Origin of the sequence: Pseudomonas sp. HY2-MNA-CIBAN-0224 (assembly GCF_040310285.1) — a bacterium.
Lineage (GTDB): Bacteria > Pseudomonadota > Gammaproteobacteria > Pseudomonadales > Pseudomonadaceae > Aquipseudomonas > Aquipseudomonas helleri.
On the sequence record NZ_JBEOPQ010000066.1, the window covers coordinates 1 to 16,976 of the forward strand.

18 protein-coding genes are annotated in these 16,976 nt (G+C 58.8%); 10 read left to right on the plus strand and 8 right to left on the minus strand.

The window, feature by feature from the left end; translation table 11 throughout:
- Positions 1-121: 121 nt before the first annotated feature.
- Together hemH and AAEZ03_RS21985 are read right to left on the minus strand one after the other, a co-directional pair.
- Positions 122-1,147, minus strand: a complete 1,026-nt coding sequence (gene hemH / locus AAEZ03_RS21980; protein WP_350581536.1) for a ferrochelatase — start codon at positions 1,145-1,147, stop codon at positions 122-124.
- Between the two features lie 13 nt (positions 1,148-1,160).
- Positions 1,161-2,063: a TIGR01777 family oxidoreductase gene (locus tag AAEZ03_RS21985; protein ID WP_350581539.1), complete on the minus strand. Its 903-nt coding sequence runs from the start codon at positions 2,061-2,063 to the stop codon at positions 1,161-1,163.
- Between the two features lie 192 nt (positions 2,064-2,255).
- On the opposite strand from AAEZ03_RS21985, the gene AAEZ03_RS21990 reads away from it, so the two are divergent.
- The 7 genes from AAEZ03_RS21990 to AAEZ03_RS22020 all read left to right on the plus strand — a co-directional run bounded on the left by AAEZ03_RS21990 (position 2,256) and on the right by AAEZ03_RS22020 (position 8,087).
- Complete coding sequence (locus AAEZ03_RS21990; RefSeq protein ID WP_350581542.1) at positions 2,256-3,242, plus strand: NAD(P)/FAD-dependent oxidoreductase; 987 nt, start codon at positions 2,256-2,258, stop codon at positions 3,240-3,242.
- Entirely contained in the window at positions 3,239-3,454 is a 216-nt protein-coding gene (locus tag AAEZ03_RS21995) for a TIGR02450 family Trp-rich protein (RefSeq protein WP_048368398.1), read from the plus strand. Before AAEZ03_RS21990 ends, AAEZ03_RS21995 begins: the two co-directional genes overlap by 4 nt.
- Positions 3,455-3,576: 122 nt before the next feature.
- Positions 3,577-4,545, plus strand: coding sequence for a YbgA family protein (locus AAEZ03_RS22000; protein WP_350581545.1), 969 nt, complete (start codon positions 3,577-3,579; stop codon positions 4,543-4,545).
- 2 nt (positions 4,546-4,547) lie between these two features.
- Positions 4,548-5,483 (plus strand): MerR family transcriptional regulator, encoded by a 936-nt coding sequence (locus AAEZ03_RS22005; RefSeq protein WP_262125650.1) that lies wholly within the window; start codon positions 4,548-4,550, stop codon positions 5,481-5,483.
- An 18-nt stretch (positions 5,484-5,501) separates the two neighbouring features.
- Entirely contained in the window at positions 5,502-6,947 is a 1,446-nt protein-coding gene (phrB, locus tag AAEZ03_RS22010; protein WP_350581549.1) for a deoxyribodipyrimidine photo-lyase, read from the plus strand.
- Positions 6,940-7,710, plus strand: a complete 771-nt coding sequence (locus AAEZ03_RS22015; protein ID WP_350581552.1) for an SDR family NAD(P)-dependent oxidoreductase — start codon at positions 6,940-6,942, stop codon at positions 7,708-7,710. The genes phrB and AAEZ03_RS22015 overlap by 8 nt, the downstream gene beginning before the upstream one ends.
- Before the next feature lie 71 nt (positions 7,711-7,781).
- Positions 7,782-8,087, plus strand: coding sequence for a YkgJ family cysteine cluster protein (locus AAEZ03_RS22020; protein WP_123749594.1), 306 nt, complete (start codon positions 7,782-7,784; stop codon positions 8,085-8,087).
- Between the two features lie 59 nt (positions 8,088-8,146).
- Here AAEZ03_RS22020 and AAEZ03_RS22025 read toward each other — a convergent pair whose 3' ends face one another.
- From AAEZ03_RS22025 to hemA, 6 genes are all read right to left on the minus strand, one after another.
- On the minus strand, positions 8,147-8,665 hold the full coding sequence (locus AAEZ03_RS22025) for an acyloxyacyl hydrolase (RefSeq protein ID WP_048390552.1): 519 nt from the start codon (positions 8,663-8,665) through the stop codon (positions 8,147-8,149).
- Between the two features lie 115 nt (positions 8,666-8,780).
- The gene (murI, locus tag AAEZ03_RS22030; RefSeq protein WP_048368405.1) at positions 8,781-9,572 is read right to left on the minus strand and encodes a glutamate racemase; all 792 of its coding nucleotides are present in this window, start codon (positions 9,570-9,572) and stop codon (positions 8,781-8,783) included.
- Entirely contained in the window at positions 9,565-10,320 is a 756-nt protein-coding gene (locus AAEZ03_RS22035; RefSeq protein WP_273222842.1) for a molybdopterin-synthase adenylyltransferase MoeB, read from the minus strand. Before AAEZ03_RS22035 ends, murI begins: the two co-directional genes overlap by 8 nt.
- Positions 10,314-11,144, minus strand: a complete 831-nt coding sequence (gene prmC, locus AAEZ03_RS22040; protein WP_350581557.1) for a peptide chain release factor N(5)-glutamine methyltransferase — start codon at positions 11,142-11,144, stop codon at positions 10,314-10,316. Before prmC ends, AAEZ03_RS22035 begins: the two co-directional genes overlap by 7 nt.
- Entirely contained in the window at positions 11,145-12,227 is a 1,083-nt protein-coding gene (gene prfA / locus AAEZ03_RS22045; RefSeq protein WP_048368408.1) for a peptide chain release factor 1, read from the minus strand.
- Positions 12,227-13,513 (minus strand): glutamyl-tRNA reductase, encoded by a 1,287-nt coding sequence (gene hemA / locus AAEZ03_RS22050; RefSeq protein ID WP_350581560.1) that lies wholly within the window; start codon positions 13,511-13,513, stop codon positions 12,227-12,229. Before hemA ends, prfA begins: the two co-directional genes overlap by 1 nt.
- Positions 13,514-13,735: 222 nt before the next feature.
- Between hemA and AAEZ03_RS22055 the strand changes: the two genes are divergently transcribed.
- The 3 genes from AAEZ03_RS22055 to ispE are packed head-to-tail and all read left to right on the plus strand — an operon-like array spanning position 13,736 to position 16,967.
- Positions 13,736-15,460 carry a tetratricopeptide repeat protein gene (locus tag AAEZ03_RS22055; RefSeq protein WP_350581563.1) on the plus strand — a complete coding sequence of 575 codons (1,725 nt, stop codon included), beginning with the start codon at positions 13,736-13,738 and terminating at the stop codon, positions 15,458-15,460.
- Positions 15,461-15,463: 3 nt separating this feature from the next.
- Complete coding sequence (lolB, locus tag AAEZ03_RS22060; protein WP_048368411.1) at positions 15,464-16,090, plus strand: lipoprotein insertase outer membrane protein LolB; 627 nt, start codon at positions 15,464-15,466, stop codon at positions 16,088-16,090.
- Between the two features lies 1 nt (position 16,091).
- The gene (gene ispE / locus AAEZ03_RS22065) at positions 16,092-16,967 is read left to right on the plus strand and encodes a 4-(cytidine 5'-diphospho)-2-C-methyl-D-erythritol kinase (RefSeq protein ID WP_123749590.1); all 876 of its coding nucleotides are present in this window, start codon (positions 16,092-16,094) and stop codon (positions 16,965-16,967) included.
- Positions 16,968-16,976: the final 9 nt, after the last annotated feature.

The following is a 16,976-nucleotide window of genomic DNA, read 5'->3' on the forward strand; positions in this document are numbered from 1 at the left end:
GGGTGTGTGGGGTGGGCTGGTATTTTTTTATAAGAGCCGGTTGTCGGAGCGTGTTGCTCGCGATCTTTAAAAGATCAAAAGATCGCGAGCAAGCTCGCTCCTACAGGTTAGGGGTCGGCTTTTATAGCGCCAACGGCGCCCTTTCACAGATGGTATTCAACGCCGCCGCCCACTCCGGGTTGTCATTGAGACACGGCACCAGTACCAAATCCTCGCCCCCCGCCTCAATAAACTGCTCGCGTCCGCGATCGCCAATCTCTTCCAGGGTCTCGATGCAATCGGCGACAAACGCCGGGCACATCACCAGAATTTTCTTCACGCCGTCTTTGGCCAACGCATCCAGACGCGCTTCGGTGTAGGGTTCGATCCACTTGGCCCGGCCTAACCGCGACTGAAAGGCCACCGACCACTTGCCCTCAGGCAAGCCCATGCGCTCGGCAAACGATTGCGCGGTGCGCAAACATTGCGCCCGATAACACGTCGCCAGCACTTCAGTCGATGCGTTTTGGCAGCAATCGGCATTTTTGAAGCAGTGATTGCCGGTCGGGTCCAGCTTGTGCAAATGCCGCTCAGGCAAGCCGTGAAAGCTCAGCAACAAGTGATCGTAGTCTTGCTCCAGGTGCGGCCGGGCGCTCGCCACCAAGGCGTCAAGGTATTCAGCCTGATCGTAAAACGGCTGCACGATCGAGAACTGCATCGACAGTTTTTTGGCCTTGACCACCCGCTTGGCTTCTTCAATCACCGTGGTCACGGTGCTGTCCGCGAACTGTGGATACAGTGGCGCCAGCGTCACCTGCTTGATACCTTGCGCGGCCAGACGCGTGAGCACGGTTTCAATCGACGGCTCGCCATAGCGCATGGCCAGCTCGACCGGGCCTTTGGTCCATTCGCGGGTCATGGCCTGCTGCAAACGGCGGCTCAGCACCACCAGCGGTGAGCCCTCATCCCACCAGATCGAGGCGTAGGCATGCGCCGACTGCTCGGGCCGCTTGATCAAAATCAAGGACACCAACAGTCGACGCACAGGCCACGGCAAGTCGATGACATATGGGTCCATCAAAAACTGGTTCAAGTAGCTGCGTACATCCGCTACCGAAGTAGACGCCGGCGAACCCAGGTTAACCAGCAACAGCGCGTGGTCGGTCATGCAACATCCTATTTCAGAGGCGGGCGGAAAGATCGTCTAGCGCCGCACGCAAATCGGTGAACTGAAAAGTGAAACCGGCAGCCAGCAAGCGGGCGGGCATTGCCCGCTGGCCACCCAACAATAACGTTGCCATCTCGCCCAATCCCACCTGCAAAACAAACGCCGGTGCTGGCATGAACGCCGGACGGTGCAACACGCTGCCCAAGGTTTTGGCGAACTCAGCGTTGCGTACCGGGTGCGGGGCGCAGGCATTATAAGGACCCGAGGCGGCATTCTCATGCACAAGAAAATCAATCAGGGCAATTTGGTCTTTGATGTGAATCCACGGCATCCATTGCCGACCGTTGCCCACCGGGCCGCCCAAGCCCATCTTGAACGGCAGCAACAGGCGCGACAAAAAGCCGCCTTCGGCCGCCAACACCAACCCCGTGCGCACCAGCACCACACGAATACCCAAGACTTGGGCACGCTGAGCGGTTTCTTCCCAGGCAATGCACAAGTGGGACGCGAAATCGTCGTTGACCGGCGGCGATTCTTCGGTCAATTCACGCTCACCACCGTCGCCATACCAGCCCACGGCCGACCCGGAGATCAGCACCGACGGTTTGTGTTCGAGGCTTTCAAGCCAGACTAAAAGGGTTTCGGTAAGCGTGACCCGGCTGCTCCACAACTGCGCCTTGCGCTTGCGTGTCCAGCGGCCGCCAGCAATCGGTGCCCCGGCCAAATTGACCACGACGTCTACTGGCTCGTGGCTTAACTCAACCAAGTGCTCGATGCCCCGAACGCCCGCCCCGCACAGTGCTTGCACGCGTTCAGGCTGGCGGCTCCACACACTCAGGCGATGACCTTGCGCCAGCCAGTGACGACACAGTTGGCGGCCTATCAAGCCTGTACCGCCGGTCAGCAATATGTGCATGGGGTGAACCTCCCGAGGAGTTTTATGCAGAGCACTGGTCTATTTTTAAAAGAAGACCCATGAATGGGTCATTGGCCTTATAAAGAATAGGTCAGTCTGACTCGGCAGGCGCACTAAAACCTATACCAAAAAATAAATTTGTACAGGTATTATAGAAAACGAAGTCTGTGCAAACAGGGGAACGAGACCAATATGACTGTACCCATTGCGATCATCGGAGCCGGCATTGCCGGACTCTCAGCCGCCAACGCGCTGCACAAGGCCGGTTACGCGGTTCATCTTTTTGACAAAAGTCGAGGCAGCGGCGGGCGCATGTCGAGCAAGCGCAGCGATGCCGGCGCGCTGGATCTGGGTGCACAGTATTTCACTGCCCGTGACCGTCGATTTGTCGATGAAGTCCAGCAGTGGCAAGCCCTTGGCTGGGCAGCCGAATGGTCCCCGCATTTGTACAACCACAAAAACGGCCAACTGACGCCCTCGCCCGACGAGCAAACCCGCTGGGTCGGCGCACCGCGCATGAGCGCAATCACACGCGGGATGCTCGGGCGCCTGACGGTGAACTTTTCGTGCCGGATTACCGATTTGATCCACGGCGAAAAACACTGGCACTTGCTCGACTCGGACGAATGCACCCATGGCCCCTTTAGCCATGTGATTGTTGCCACCCCTGCCCCGCAGGCAATCGCCCTGCTGGCCGCAGCGCCTAAACTGGCCACCACCGTGGCCGGGGTCAAAATGGACCCTACCTGGGCCGTCGCCCTGGCTTTCGAGACACCGCTCGACACCCCGATGGAGGGCTGCTTTGTACAAGACAGCCCGCTCGACTGGCTGGCCCGTAACCGCAGCAAGTCCGGCCGCGAAGACACCCCGGACACCTGGGTTTTGCACGCGACCAGCGCCTGGAGCAAACAGAACCTCGACCTGCCCAAAGAGGCCGTGATCGAACACTTGCACGGCGCCTTTGCGGAGCTGATCCACTGCACCATGCCCGCGCCGGTCTTCACCCTGGCCCACCGCTGGCTCTACGCCCGGCCGTCATCTGCCCATGAGTGGGGCGCGCTGGCCGATGCGGACCTGGGACTCTATGCCTGCGGCGACTGGTGCTTGTCTGGACGGGTCGAGGGGGCCTGGCTCAGTGGTCAGGAAGCCGCCCGCCGACTGATCGAGCACTTGTCGTGAATCGCATTAATCCACGCAAACTGCTGCTGTCCAAATGGACGGCAGCCCAGCCCAAACACCGCGAAAAACACTTTCTGGTCACCCAATTGTTCTGCGACGAAGAAGGCACCGTGCTGGAAGTCGAGCTTCAGGCCGTGCTCACCCAGCGCAACCAGCGCCTGCCATGGCAACACTTGCAAGCGGCGGATGAGTGGAAGCTGGGCTGGCTGTAACTGACCCGCCTGAACCTCAAATACCTGTACAAGATATTTGACTTGTACAAGCCTGCGCTTATGATGAAACCAAGTTGTACATCGTTTAAAAGATGTACAAGTATTTCTTGGAGGTTCGTCACATGGTCAGCACTGCTTCTTGCCAGCACAAACCAAAAATTGCCATCAGTGCCTGCTTGCTGGGCGCCGAGGTTCGCTTCAATGGTGGGCACAAGGAATCGCGGCTGTGCAGTCAGACCCTGAGCGAGCATTTTGAATTTGTACCGCTATGCCCCGAGGTTGCCATTGGCTTGGGCATTCCCCGCCAGGCCATACGGCTGGTCGGCGATCCGGAACAGCCACAGGCTGTCGGCAGTGTCGATAACCAACTGAACGTTACCCGGCCGTTACACGATTACGGCGTCGAAATGGCCGCGGCGCATACCGACATTTGTGGCTACATCTTTATGCAAAAGTCGCCATCGTGCGGGCTTGAGCGGGTCAAGGTGTACCAGGACGGCGGCCGCCCTGCCGAATTGAGCGGCCGTGGCATTTATGCCCAGGCGTTTTGCGCGGCGCACCCGGATTTGCCGGTGGAAGAAGACGGTCGCCTGAATGACCCGGTGCTGCGTGAAAACTTCCTGACCCGGGTGTATGCCTACAGCGACTGGCAAGCCTTGCTCAAGCAAGGCATCACGCGCCGCTCGCTCACCGAATACCACGCCCGTTACAAATATCAGCTCATGGCCAACAGCCCGGTGCAATACAAGGCACTGGGTAACCTGCTGGGCAATCTCGGCAAGCAAGACCCGCGAGACATCGCCCCGCACTATTTCAGCGAATTGATGAAAGCGCTGAAAAAATGCGCCACGCGGCGCACGCACACCAACGTGCTGCAACACCTGAGCGGCTACCTCAAGCGCTCCATCAGCCCTGAAGACAAACAGGAAATGCAGCAACTGATCAGCCAGTACCTCAAGGGCATTGTGCCGCTCGTGGTGCCGCTGACCCTGCTCAAGCATCACTTCCGTCAGCACCCGGACCTTTACATCTCGCGGCAGGTCTACCTGCAACCGCACCCTGAAAACCTCAGCCTGCGTAATGCTATCTGACAATGAACGATGACCTGATCATGTCCAACACACCCGACTCGGACTACAGCAAAGCCCTGGCTGAAGGCTGGATACCGATCCGCGAAGTCGCCCGCATGACCGGTGTCAACGCCGTCACGCTGCGTGCCTGGGAGCGCCGGTACGGCCTGATCGTGCCCTTTCGTACCGCCAAAGGGCACCGTCTGTTCTCTACCGACCATGTGCTGCGTATCCGACGCATTTTGACCTGGCTCAACCGCGGGGTTTCGGTCAGCCAGATCAAACCGCTGCTCGATTCTGCCCCCTCTTACCATGAGCCTGCCGACAATGATTGGCACGCATGGCGCCAAGCGCTGACCCTGGCGATCCGCGAACTGGCGGAACGCCGCCTTGATGACAACTTCAATCAGGTCATGTCGCTGTACCCGGCCCAACCCTTGTGCGAGCACCTGTTGATGCCGCTGATCAGCGAGCTGGAACAACACTGGCACGGCCAATTTGGCGCGCAACTGGAACGCGTATTTTTTGAGTCCTGGCTGCGCAGCAAACTGGGCGCGCGGATTTACCACAACAACCGCTCCCTCAGCGGCCCGCCAGTGCTGCTGATCAACCAGTCAGACAGGCCATTCGAGCCCCATCTATGGCTTACCGCCCTGATGGTCAGCAGCAGCCATTGCCCGGTTGAAGTGTTTGACGCCCAGATACCCGGCAGTGAGCTGGCGGTGGCTGTCGAGCGGCTCAACGCCCGCGCGGTGGTGCTGTATTCGAGCAAACCGTTGAACCTGCAACACCTGCCAAAACTGTTAAGTGCGATCACTTGCCCGGTGTTGATTGCCGGGCCCTCGGTGTCCATCCACAACGACGAATTAGCGGTATCCAGCGCTGAAAGCGCGGCTTTGTCTTTGGCAAAGGACCCCATCGAAGCCCATCAACGCCTGAGCCAACTTCGCCTCTTTTAGTGCTTTCAAGGAACAGACATGCAACTTTTGTGGTTACGCAGCGATTTGCGCCAACATGACAACACCGCTCTGAGCGCCAGTGCCGAGCGCGGCCCGACCGTGGCCGTGTACCTGATCAGCCCTGAGCAATGGCTGGCGCACGACGACGCGCCCTGCAAAGTCGATTTCTGGTTGCGCAACTTGAGCCTCTTGAGCGACAGCATGAAACGGTTGAACATCCCGCTGCTTATCCGCACCGCCACCACCTGGGATCAGGCGCCCGCTGTGCTGCTTGAGTTATGCCAGCAACTGGGCATTGATGACGTGCACGTCAACGAGGAATACGGGATCCACGAAACCCGTCGCGACCACGCTGTTGCCGACGCACTTAAGGCCCAAGGCATCGGCTTTCACAGCTATCTGGACCAGCTACTGTTTGCGCCCGGCAGCCTCCTGACGCAGTCCGGTTCGTATTTTAAGGTGTTCACCCAATTTCGCCGGCTCTGCTACAACCGCCTGCACATGGCCATGCCGAAAACCGTCACCGCGCCCAAAGCGCAAGCGGCCCTGCTGATCAAACGCGATAGCGTGCCGCAAGCCATCCCCGGCTTTGCAACACCGCCTCAGGCGCTGCGTGATCTCTGGCCCGCCGGTGAAGATGAAGCCCATGAGCGTTTGGCGCGATTTACCAGTGAACACATTCACTATTACCAGGACGAGCGCGATTTACCCGCCAAGCCGGGCACCAGCCAGCTGTCCACTTATTTGGCCGCAGGCGTTCTTTCGCCTCGCCAGTGCTTGCATGCGGCGCTGAGCAGCAACAACGGCGAGTTCGAAAGCGGCAGCCCTGGCGTCTTCACCTGGGTCAACGAGCTGCTCTGGCGCGAGTTCTACAAACATGTGCTGGTGGGCTTCCCGCGTGTCTCACGGCACCGCGCCTTCAAACCAGAAACCGAATATTTGCCTTGGCGTAACGCCCCGGCCGAACTGGCCGCCTGGCAAGAAGGCCGTACCGGCGTGCCGATTGTCGACGCCGCGATCCGCCAACTGCTGGCCACCGGCTGGATGCACAACCGCCTGCGCATGGTGGTGGCGATGTTCCTGACCAAAAACCTGTTGATCGACTGGCGCGAAGGCGAGCGTTTTTTCATGCGCCATTTGATTGATGGCGACCTCGCGGCCAACAACGGCGGCTGGCAGTGGAGCGCATCAACCGGTACAGACTCCGTTCCGTATTTCAGAATTTTCAACCCGTTAAGCCAGTCCGAGCGCTTCGATTCTGAAGGGCAATTCATCAAGCACTGGTTGCCCGAGCTCGCTGCACTGAATAAAAAAGAAGTGCACAACCCGGCCTCTGCTGGCGGCCTGTTTGGTGTAGCCAATTACCCTGCGCCTATTGTCGATCTGAAGAAAAGCCGCGAACGCGCCCTCAGCGCCTTCAAAAGCCTGCCTTCACGACAACTTCTCGAGGTGGAACATGATTGAAGGTCGTCGCATCTGGTTAACCGGCGCCAGCAGCGGTATTGGCGCGCACATGGCAAAAGAGCTGCTGCAACGTGGCGCCCGCCTTGCCTTGACCGCCCGTACCCTGGGCCCGCTGGTGGCGTTGTCTGAACGCTTCCCTGGCCAGGTGTTGCTGGTACCCGGCGACCTGACCGACCATCTGCAAGTGCGTGAAATCGGCATGACCATCGCGCAAAGCTGGGGCGCCCTGGACACAGTCATCATGAGCGCCGGGACCTGTGAATATGTCGATGTCAGCCAATTTGATGCGCGGGTGATCGAGCGCTCGGTGTGCACCAACTTGCTGGCCAGCAGTTATTGCATTGAAAGCGCGCTGCCCTTGCTGCGCGCCGGACGCTCACCGCATCTGGTGGGCGTAGTCAGTGCGGTCACGGCCTCGCCGCAGCGCCGGGCACAAGCTTTTGGTGCAGCAAAGTCGGGGCTGCGTTACTTGCTCGAATCACTGCGGGTTGATCTGGCCGACGAAGGCATTGATGTGACCTTGGTCAGCCCAGGCTTTGTCGATACGTCGCGGGCAGAAAACCCTGAGCTGTCGATACAGGGCCGCTGGCCTGCCTCTAAAGCTGCTGCGTACATCTGCCAGCAGTTGCAAAAACGGCCACGGGAGGTCGTGTTCCCGACCCGCTTGCTAAAACTGCTCAACCTGCTGGCCACCCTGCCAAAACGCGTGCAGGTGGTACTGGCCAAGCGCCTGTCACGCCGCCAGGGCGAGACCTCACTCTAAACCAGTGGGGCTGCGGGTGATTGATCAGCGGGTTCACACCTGAGCGCAGCTGTGCCTTACACTGCGCGCCTATGACCAACATCGCCCTGACCGACATTACCGAACCCGCCGTTACCTGTTCAACGTGCGCAGCCTGTTGCTGCCAACTGGAAGTGATGCTGATCACCGACACCGGTGTGCCCGAGCGTTTTATCGACAACGATGACTGGGGCGGTGAGGTGATGCTCAGGCTGGACGATGGCTGGTGTGCTGCATTGGATCGCAACACCATGATGTGCACGATCTACGAACAGCGCCCGCTGATTTGTCGAGAATTCGAGATGGGCGACGTTGAATGCCTGAATGAACGCCAGGGGATTTCGACGGCGTACGTGTAGGAGCGAGCGTCTTTTTAAGATCAAAAGATCGCGAGGCGAGCTCGCTCCTACAGGGGTGGTTACAGCGGGAGGGTGTAGTGCAGCGAGTAGCTTTCTACGCCGTCATTGGTGCTGGACAACCCGGCATTGGAGTAGTGCATCGCGCGAATGCCGACTTCATGCCCACCGGCAAAGCGCAGGCCAAAGCCCAAGCGGTCTTCAAACTGGAACGCCGTGCCCAATTTGTTGCTCTCGACCTCGGTGTGGCCAAACACCGCCACGCCGATACCGGCCTCCAGGTAAGGCTTGACCGTTTCACCCGCAAATTCGTACACAAAGACAGGTGAGAACGACAGGCTGTTGTTCGCCGAAGACTTGTCGCCTTCCCAGTAGGTGTAAGCGCCGCTCCAGTAACCGGTCAAACGACCGACGTCACTTTGCAGCCAGCTTTTGTCCCAATTTGAATTCAAGCCCAGACGATAGGTCATCGTGGACTCACTGGTGTGCCCCACACCGAATTCAATGCCGGCCGCTTGTGCCGTATAGCTATACCCCAGAGCGGCCGTTGCCAGCGCCACCAAGCCAATCAAACGTTTCATATGAAAATCCTATTTTCGTATGCCGATCTTAATTTTTATGTACCTCATCAAACCGATGAGTATGAATCTCCAGCCCCTGAGAAAGTTCAACGACTCAAATGCTCTTCATGTTTTCTTACAGATCGAAGCTTCGCACAAGACCAGATTTATTCCACAACACATGAAGGATATTTCTTAGAGATTCGGGGGACGCGCTGGTCCATAGCTGCGTTTCCCGCGCAGGACCGCTCGCCAACAGGCCGCGCTCGTCCAATAAGCGTTGCAGTTGGCGGGCCACGGCGGCGCCGGTGTCGATCAAGACGATCGACGGTGGGAGCATTTGGCTGAGCAAAGGCTTGAGGAAGGGGTAATGCGTGCAGCCCAGAATAATGGTGTCGCAGCCGGCGGCCAGCAGCGGCTCGACATAGCCGCGCAGCATCGTGCGCAAGGCCTCGCTGCTCAGATCGCCGGTTTCGATCAATTCCACCAGGCCGGGGCACGGCTGGGTGATGACCTTTACGGTGCTGGCGAAGCGGTCGAGCAAGGCGGCGAACTTGGCACTCTGCAAGGTGCCGGTGGTGGCGAGCACGCCGACCACACCACTGCGGGTGGCCGCCGCAGCGGGTTTTACCGCGGGCTCCATGCCGACCATGGGCCAGTCGGGGTAGCGCTGACGCAAATCTGCCACGGCCGCCACGGTGGCTGTGTTGCACGCCAGCACCAGGGCCTTGGCCCCTTCGCGCTGGAAAAACTCAGCCATGATTGCGCAGCGTTCACGAATGAACTCGGGGCTTTTTTCACCGTAGGGAATATGACCGCAGTCGCCGACATAGAGCAGCGATTCGTTGGGCAACAATTGGTTGATCTCACGCAACACCGACAAACCGCCGACGCCGGAATCGAACACACCAATCGGCGCTTCACTCATGGCCTGCCCCGCACACGCTACAAGCCGGGTCGCGCTTGACCCGCAACTCGCGAAAACGCGTGGTCACGGCGTCAATCAATAACAGGCGCCCCACCAGTGGCTCGCCAAAACCGGCCAGCAACTTGAGTGCCTCCAGCGCTTGCAGGCTGCCGACCAGCCCCACCAGCGGGCCGATGACGCCGGCTTCGCTGCAGGTCAACTCTTCGTCGCTACCGTGCCCATATAAACAGTGGTAACACGGGCTCGCGGGCTGGCGCGGGTCAAAAACCGATAATTGCCCCTCAAGGCGAATCGCCGCACCGCTGACCAGTGGCTTGCGCGTCGCGACACAGGCGCGGTTGACGGCTTCACGGGTGCCAAAGTTGTCACAGCAATCGAGCACCACGTCTACCGCGGACACGGCCTCGGCCAGCGAGTCGGCATCCAGCGCCGAGCGATGGGCAACCAGTTTGATGTGCGGGTTCAGCAGACGAAGACGGCGCATGGCCGAGTCGACCTTGCTTTCGCCGACATTGGCGCTGTCGTGGATGATCTGGCGTTGCAGGTTGGTCACGTCGACGCTGTCGAAGTCAGCCACGTGCAACTCACCCACCCCCGCTGCCGCCAGGTACAGCGCCACCGGCGAACCCAGCCCGCCCAGACCGACAATCAGCGCACGGCTGTTTTTCAGCTTGAGCTGGCCGTCGATATCGACCTGTTGCAACAGGATCTGTCGGCTATAGCGCAACAGCTCCTCATCGGTCAGCACGGCAGGCGGCCCAGGGTAATGCGTTCGTGGGTGCCCAGGTCTTTGCGGCTTTCTACCTGTTCAAAGCCCGCGCCTTGCAGCAGCTCACGAACGGCAGCCGCTTGGTCGTAGCCGTGCTCAAGCATCAACCAGCCACCGGCATTTAAATGCAGCGGGGCTTGGGCAATGATGTGGCGAATGTCATCCAGCCCGTCAGCACCGGCCACCAGCGCACTTTCAGGCTCGAAGCGCACGTCACCTTCGGCCAGGTGCAAGTCACCTGCAGCGATGTAGGGCGGGTTGCTGATGATCAGGTCAAAGCGTTGATCGACCAGAGCGCTGAACCAGTGGCTGTGCAGTACGCTGACGTTGGCCAGTTGCAAACGCTGGCGGTTGCGTTCGGCCAGCGCCACGGCTTCAGGCACGCGGTCAACCGCGGTCACCTGCCAGGCGCCACGCTCACTGGCCAGCGCGAGGGCAATCGCCCCGCTGCCGGTGCCCAGGTCCAGCACTTTGGCCGGGGTCTGGGGCAGCAACGCCAATGCCGTTTCAACCAGCAGCTCGGTGTCCGGGCGCGGGATCAAGGTGTGCGGCGCGACTTCCAGGTCGAGCTTCCAAAACCCTTGCTGGCCCAAAATATAGGCCACCGGTTCACCTTGGCGACGGCGCTGCAAGAAGTCTGAAAAGGTCGACGCGGCTTCGCTGCTGACGATTTTTTCTGGCCACGTGTGCAGGTAACTGCGCGGTTTGCCCAGCGCGGCCGCCAGCAACAGCTCCGCATCAAAACGGGCGGTGGGCGAGTCGGGCAATTCAGCGGCACGTAACAAACTGGCAATAATGGTCATTTATTCACCCAGGGCTGTCAGTTGGTCAGCCTGATATTCCGCTAACAATGGCTCAATAACGGCATCAACACCGCCGGCCAATACTTCATCCAGTGAATACAAGGTCAAGTTGACGCGATGGTCTGTGACACGGCCTTGCGCGAAGTTGTAGGTGCGAATGCGCTCGGAACGGTCGCCCGAACCCACCAGCAATTTACGCTCGCTGGCGATCGCGTTGGCCGCGGCGCTGGTTTGCTGGTCATTCAATTTAGCTGAAAGCCAGGACATCGCCCGTGCCCGGTTTTTATGCTGGGAACGCTCTTCCTGACACTCGACCACAATGCCGGTCGGCAAGTGCGTGATACGAATGGCCGAGTCGGTTTTGTTAACGTGCTGACCACCCGCCCCCGAGGAACGGTAGGTGTCGACGCGCAAGTCGGCCGGGTTGATCTCGATCGCTTCTTGCTCGTCGGGCTCAGGCAAAACGGCAACGGTACAGGCCGACGTATGGATACGGCCCTGGGATTCGGTGGCCGGTACACGCTGTACGCGGTGGGCGCCGGACTCGAACTTCAGCTTGCCGTAGACATTATCGCCTTCGACCCGGGCGATGACTTCTTTATAGCCACCATGTTCGCCGATGCTTTCCGACAAAATCTCGACCCGCCAGCCACGACGCTCGGCGTAGCGCGAGTACATGCGAAACAGGTCGCCAGCAAAAATGGCCGCTTCATCACCGCCGGTGCCCGCTCGAATTTCGAGGAAAACGTTGCGCCCGTCGTTCGGGTCTTTGGGCAAGAGCATGCGTTGCAGGTCTTTTTCCAGCCCGATGAGCTGTTCTTTGGCTTCGCGGACTTCTTCAACCGCCATTTCGCGCATGTCAGGGTCGTTGTCCTTGAGCAGCGCCTGGGCACCTTCGAGGTCGTCCTGCACCTTGAGCCACTGAACGTAGGCGGCAACAATGGGCTCAACCTCCGCGTACTCCTTGGAGTAGGCGCGGAACTTGGTTTGATCAGAAATGACCTCGCCATCGCCAAGCAAGGCGGTCAATTCTTCAAATCGATCCCGGAGGATGTCCAGCTTATTAAGCAGTGACGCTTTCATTACAGTTTTTTATCCGCAGAGCTATCCGATGAGCCCTCACCGAGGGCAAAAAGTTCTTGGGCCATGGCCAGCGCATCGAGGCGGCCTTCGGCGGAAAGCTTTTTAAGCTGCACGCTGGGGGCGTGAAGCAGTTTATTAGTTAAACCACGCGCCAGTTGCACCAGCACGTCTTGCGGATTGCTGCCATTGGCCATCACCCGCAGGGCTTTTTGCAATTCTTCATCGCGCAGGCGCTCGCCTTGCTGGCGATAGGCTTTAAGCACATCAACCGCCGCCAGCTCACGCAAACGCACCATGAAATCTTCGGCGCCGATGCTCACCAGCTCTTCCGCGGCTTGGGCCGCGCCCTGACGGCTCTTGAGGTTTTCTGCGACCACTTCGTGCAAGTCGTCGACGGTGTAGAGGTAAACGTCGTCCAACTCGCCGACTTCTGGCTCGATATCCCGTGGAACGGCAATGTCGACCATGAAAATAGGCTTGTGCTTGCGCAGCTTCAAGGCACTTTCGACAGCGCCCTTGCCCAGAATCGGCAATTGGCTGGCAGTCGAGCTGATCACGATGTCGCTGTGCACCAGCTCTTGTGGAATGTCTGACAACAACACGGCATGTGCGCCGAACTGCTCGGCCAGGGTACTGGCCCGCTCCAAGGTACGGTTAGCCACCACGATGCGTTTAACCCCCAGATCATGCAGGTGCCGGGCGACCAGGGTGATGGTCTCGCCCGCCCCGATCAGCAGTGCCTGACTGCGCTGCAAGTCGCTGAAAATCTGCTTGGCCAGGCTCACCGCAGCAAAAGCCACCGACACCGGGTTTTCACCAATCGCCGTGTCGGTGCGCACTTGCTTGGCCGAGTTGAACGTGGCCTGGAACAGACGCCCCAATAGCGGCCCGACGGTACCCGCCTCACGCGCCACGGCGTAGGCAGATTTCATCTGGCCGAGAATTTGCGGCTCGCCCAACACCAGCGAATCGAGCCCCGATGCCACGCGCATCATGTGACGAACGGCCGCATCATCTTCATGGATGTAGGCACACGCCCGCAGCTCTTCGTAGTTCAAATCGTGATATTCGGCCAGCCATTTCAGCACAGCTTCGGCGCCGAGTTGGTCTTGTTCGAGATAAAGCTCACTGCGATTGCAGGTCGAGAGGATCGCAGCTTCGCGACTGTCGGTGAGGCGGCAGAGTTGCTGCAAGGCTTCAACCAACTGCTCCGGAGTAAATGCCACGCGCTCGCGGACGTCTACTGAAGCAGTCTTGTGGTTAATACCGAGTGCGAGGAAGGCCATTCAATATCGCTGATGGTGACGAGAAGCCGACAATTGTCCTACTTCGTCTGATTCAGAACAACCATTGCTGACTATTGTCTCTATAGTTAACGTCTGTTGAACTCATCTTCCCTCGCATCATCAGAGCCTTATATCGCTTCTATCGATAGTCGCACCTGTTATGGTTTGCACCATCGCATGTGTCATGATGCCCAGACCGCAGGTAAGTCGCCTTTCTCTTATATGAATAGATCCTCCGCGTTGCTCCTTGCTCTCGTCGTTCTCAGTGGCTGCCAGTCTCTGGCCCCCACGTCCCCGGATGCTTCGTCCGCGGCAGAAGACGTTATCACCGTCCCGGAAAAGCCCACGGTCTATAGCTCGTTCAGCGAAGACACGCTGTACAGCTTGCTGAGCGCTGAGTTGGCCGGCCAACGCAATCGCCTGGATATCGCCCTCGATAACTACGTGACGCAGGCCATCAACACCCAGGATCCGGGCGTTGCCGAGCGTGCGTTTCGCATCGCTGAATACCTGGGCGCCGATCAGGCAGCCCTCGACACGGTGCTGATCTGGGCCAGAAACGCACCGGACGACCTGGACGCACAACGCGCGGCGGCCATTCAACTGGCACGCAGCGGGCGCTACGACGATTCCATGGCCTATATGGAAAAGGTCCTGCAGGCCAAAGGCGACACGCACTTCGACTTTTTAGCCTTGTCGGCCCTCGAAACAGACCCCGAGACTCGTGCTGGGCTGCAAAAAAACTTTGATCGCCTGCTGGTCAGACACCCGGACAACGATCAACTGATCTTCGGCAAAGCCTTGTTGATGCAACAGGACGATGACGCGGCCGGCGCCTTGAAACTGCTGGAGCAGCATCCGCCGCAAGACGGTGAAATCGCCCCGATTCTGCTGCGCGCCCGCCTGCTGCAAAGCCTTAACCGTGGCGACGAAGCCTTGCCGCTGCTGCAAAAAACCATGCGCGACAACCCGGACGACAAACGGTTGGGCTTGACTTATGCACGTACGCTGGTCGAGCAAAACCGCATCGATCAGGCAAAAGTGCAATTCGCCAGCCTGGTTCAACAGTACCCGGAAGACGATGAGCTACGTTTCTCTCTGGCGCTGGTGTGCCTTGAGCTTAAGTCTTGGGACGAAGCCGAAGGCTATCTGCAAGAACTGATCGACCGCGACAGCCATGTCGACTCGGCACACTTGAACCTGGGCCGCATTGCAGAAGAACGTAATGACCCGCAAGGCGCATTGATTCAATACGCGTTGGTAGAGCCAGGTAATGATTATTTGCCTGCACAACTGCGCCAGGCAGACATCCTGATCAACCACGGTCGCGGCGCTGAAGCCTCGCAAAAACTGGCGGCTGCCCGTGACGCCCAGCCGGACTACGCGATTCAGCTGTACCTGATCGAAGCCGAAACCCTGTCGGCGAACAATCAGACCGATCGCGCCTGGGCCGTCTTGCAACAAGCCGTCAAGCAATACCCCGATGACCTGAACCTGCTGTACTCACGCGCCATGCTGGCCGAAAAACGTAACGACCTCCCGCAAATGGAGGCCGATTTGCGCGCCATTATCCAGCGTGAACCTGACAACGCCATGGCCTTGAACGCGCTGGGTTACACCCTTGCGGACCGCACCACCCGCTACGCCGAAGCCAAAACCTACATCCAGCAAGCTTACGATTTGAACCCGGAAGACCCGGCCGTGCTCGACAGCCTGGGCTGGGTGAACTTCCGCCTGGGTAATTTGCCTGAAGCAGAACGTTTGCTGCGCCAGGCGCTGGAGCGCTTCCCCGACCAAGAAGTGGCCGCGCATTTAGGCGAAGTGTTGTGGGTGAGCGGCCAGCAGCGTGAAGCCAAAAAACTCTGGGGGCAGTTCCTCAAGGACAACCCAGACAGCCCTATTCTGCGCAAAACCGTCTTGCGCCTGACCGGATCCGAGACTCCTTAAATCATGTTTTTTCGTCATGTACGCCATCTCATTGCCTTTGGCCTGATCGCCCTGCTCGCCGGTTGCGCGGGTTTCGGCGCTCGTGAATCGGTCGAAGGTCACGGCAGCCCCGCCCTGTGGTCGCAGCATAAACAGCAGCTGAGCGCACTCGATGGCTGGCAAATCAACGGCAAGGTCGGCATTCGTGCCCCTAAAGATTCGGGCAGCGCGACACTGTTTTGGCTGCAACGCCAGGACTACTACGACATTCGCCTGTCGGGCCCGCTGGGCCGAGGCGCTGCCCGCCTGACCGGCCGCCCGGGCAATGTCAGCCTTGAGGTCGCCAACCAGGGCCGCTATGAAGCCACCACCCCGGAACAATTGCTCGGCGAGCAGTTGGGCTGGAGCTTGCCGGTGTCGCATTTGGTCTGGTGGGTTCGCGGGCTGCCCGCGCCCGACAGCAAAAGCCGCGTGACCCTGAACGCCGACAGCCGCCTTGCCAGCCTGGAACAGGATGGCTGGCAGATCGAATACCTGAGCTACATCGAACAAAATGGTTTTTGGTTGCCGGAGCGGGTCAAACTGCACGGCACGGATCTGGACGTCACGCTGGTCGTGAAAGATTGGCAACCGCGTCAGTTGGGACAATAAGATGCAAAAAGAGGCACTGGTTTTGCCCTCCCCGGCAAAACTGAATTTGATGCTGCACATTTTGGGTCGTCGCGCAGACGGCTACCACGAACTGCAAACCCTGTTTCAATTCCTCGATTACGGCGATGAAATGACCTTCGCCGTACGCGACGACGGGGTTATTTGCCTGCACACCGAGTTTGCCGGTGTGGCGCACGACGACAACCTGATCGTCAAAGCGGCAAAAAAACTGCAACAACAGTCCAACAGCCCGCTGGGCATCGATATCTGGATCAAAAAGATATTGCCCATGGGCGGCGGCATTGGCGGCGGCAGTTCAAATGCGGCCACCACCTTGCTGGGCCTCAACCATCTCTGGCAATTGAACTGGACTGAAGACCAGTTGGCAGCACTGGGCCTGAGCCTGGGAGCCGATGTTCCGGTTTTCGTCCGTGGGCACGCCGCTTTCGCAGAAGGCGTAGGCGAAATTCTTACCCCTGTAGACCCGGAAGAGCCCTGGTACGTCGTACTTGTGCCGCAAGTCTCTGTCAGCACAGCAGAAATATTTTCAGATCCTTTGTTGACACGTGACTCTTTGCCCATTAAAGTGCGCCCCGTTCCCAAGGGAAACAGCCGAAACGACTGCGAAGCAGTGGTGAAGGAGCGTTATCCAGAAGTACGTAACGCTTTGAATTTGCTAGGTAAATATACCGAAGCAAAATTAACTGGAACTGGAAGTTGTATATTTGGGGCCTTCCCAAACGAAGCAAGTGCTGATAAAGTGCTGCACCTTCTTACAGAGACCCTTACAGGGTTTGTAGCAAAAGGAAGCAACGTTTCGATGTTGCATCGAACGCTACAAGATCTGTCAAAGGAAACGGGTACACGGTACTCGTAGCAACAGATA

Coding starts and splice junctions, on each gene's coding strand:
- hemH (WP_350581536.1), bottom strand. CDS start 1,147: ATGACCGACCACGCGCTGTTGCTGGTTAACCTGGGTTCGCCGGCGTCT.
- AAEZ03_RS21985 (WP_350581539.1), bottom strand. CDS start 2,063: ATGCACATATTGCTGACCGGCGGTACAGGCTTGATAGGCCGCCAACTG.
- AAEZ03_RS21990 (WP_350581542.1), top strand. CDS start 2,256: ATGACTGTACCCATTGCGATCATCGGAGCCGGCATTGCCGGACTCTCA.
- AAEZ03_RS22000 (WP_350581545.1), top strand. CDS start 3,577: ATGGTCAGCACTGCTTCTTGCCAGCACAAACCAAAAATTGCCATCAGT.
- AAEZ03_RS22005 (WP_262125650.1), top strand. CDS start 4,548: ATGAACGATGACCTGATCATGTCCAACACACCCGACTCGGACTACAGC.
- phrB (WP_350581549.1), top strand. CDS start 5,502: ATGCAACTTTTGTGGTTACGCAGCGATTTGCGCCAACATGACAACACC.
- AAEZ03_RS22015 (WP_350581552.1), top strand. CDS start 6,940: ATGATTGAAGGTCGTCGCATCTGGTTAACCGGCGCCAGCAGCGGTATT.
- AAEZ03_RS22020 (WP_123749594.1), top strand. CDS start 7,782: ATGACCAACATCGCCCTGACCGACATTACCGAACCCGCCGTTACCTGT.
- AAEZ03_RS22025 (WP_048390552.1), bottom strand. CDS start 8,665: ATGAAACGTTTGATTGGCTTGGTGGCGCTGGCAACGGCCGCTCTGGGG.
- murI (WP_048368405.1), bottom strand. CDS start 9,572: ATGAGTGAAGCGCCGATTGGTGTGTTCGATTCCGGCGTCGGCGGTTTG.
- prmC (WP_350581557.1), bottom strand. CDS start 11,144: ATGACCATTATTGCCAGTTTGTTACGTGCCGCTGAATTGCCCGACTCG.
- prfA (WP_048368408.1), bottom strand. CDS start 12,227: ATGAAAGCGTCACTGCTTAATAAGCTGGACATCCTCCGGGATCGATTT.
- hemA (WP_350581560.1), bottom strand. CDS start 13,513: ATGGCCTTCCTCGCACTCGGTATTAACCACAAGACTGCTTCAGTAGAC.
- AAEZ03_RS22055 (WP_350581563.1), top strand. CDS start 13,736: ATGAATAGATCCTCCGCGTTGCTCCTTGCTCTCGTCGTTCTCAGTGGC.
- lolB (WP_048368411.1), top strand. CDS start 15,464: ATGTTTTTTCGTCATGTACGCCATCTCATTGCCTTTGGCCTGATCGCC.
- ispE (WP_123749590.1), top strand. CDS start 16,092: ATGCAAAAAGAGGCACTGGTTTTGCCCTCCCCGGCAAAACTGAATTTG.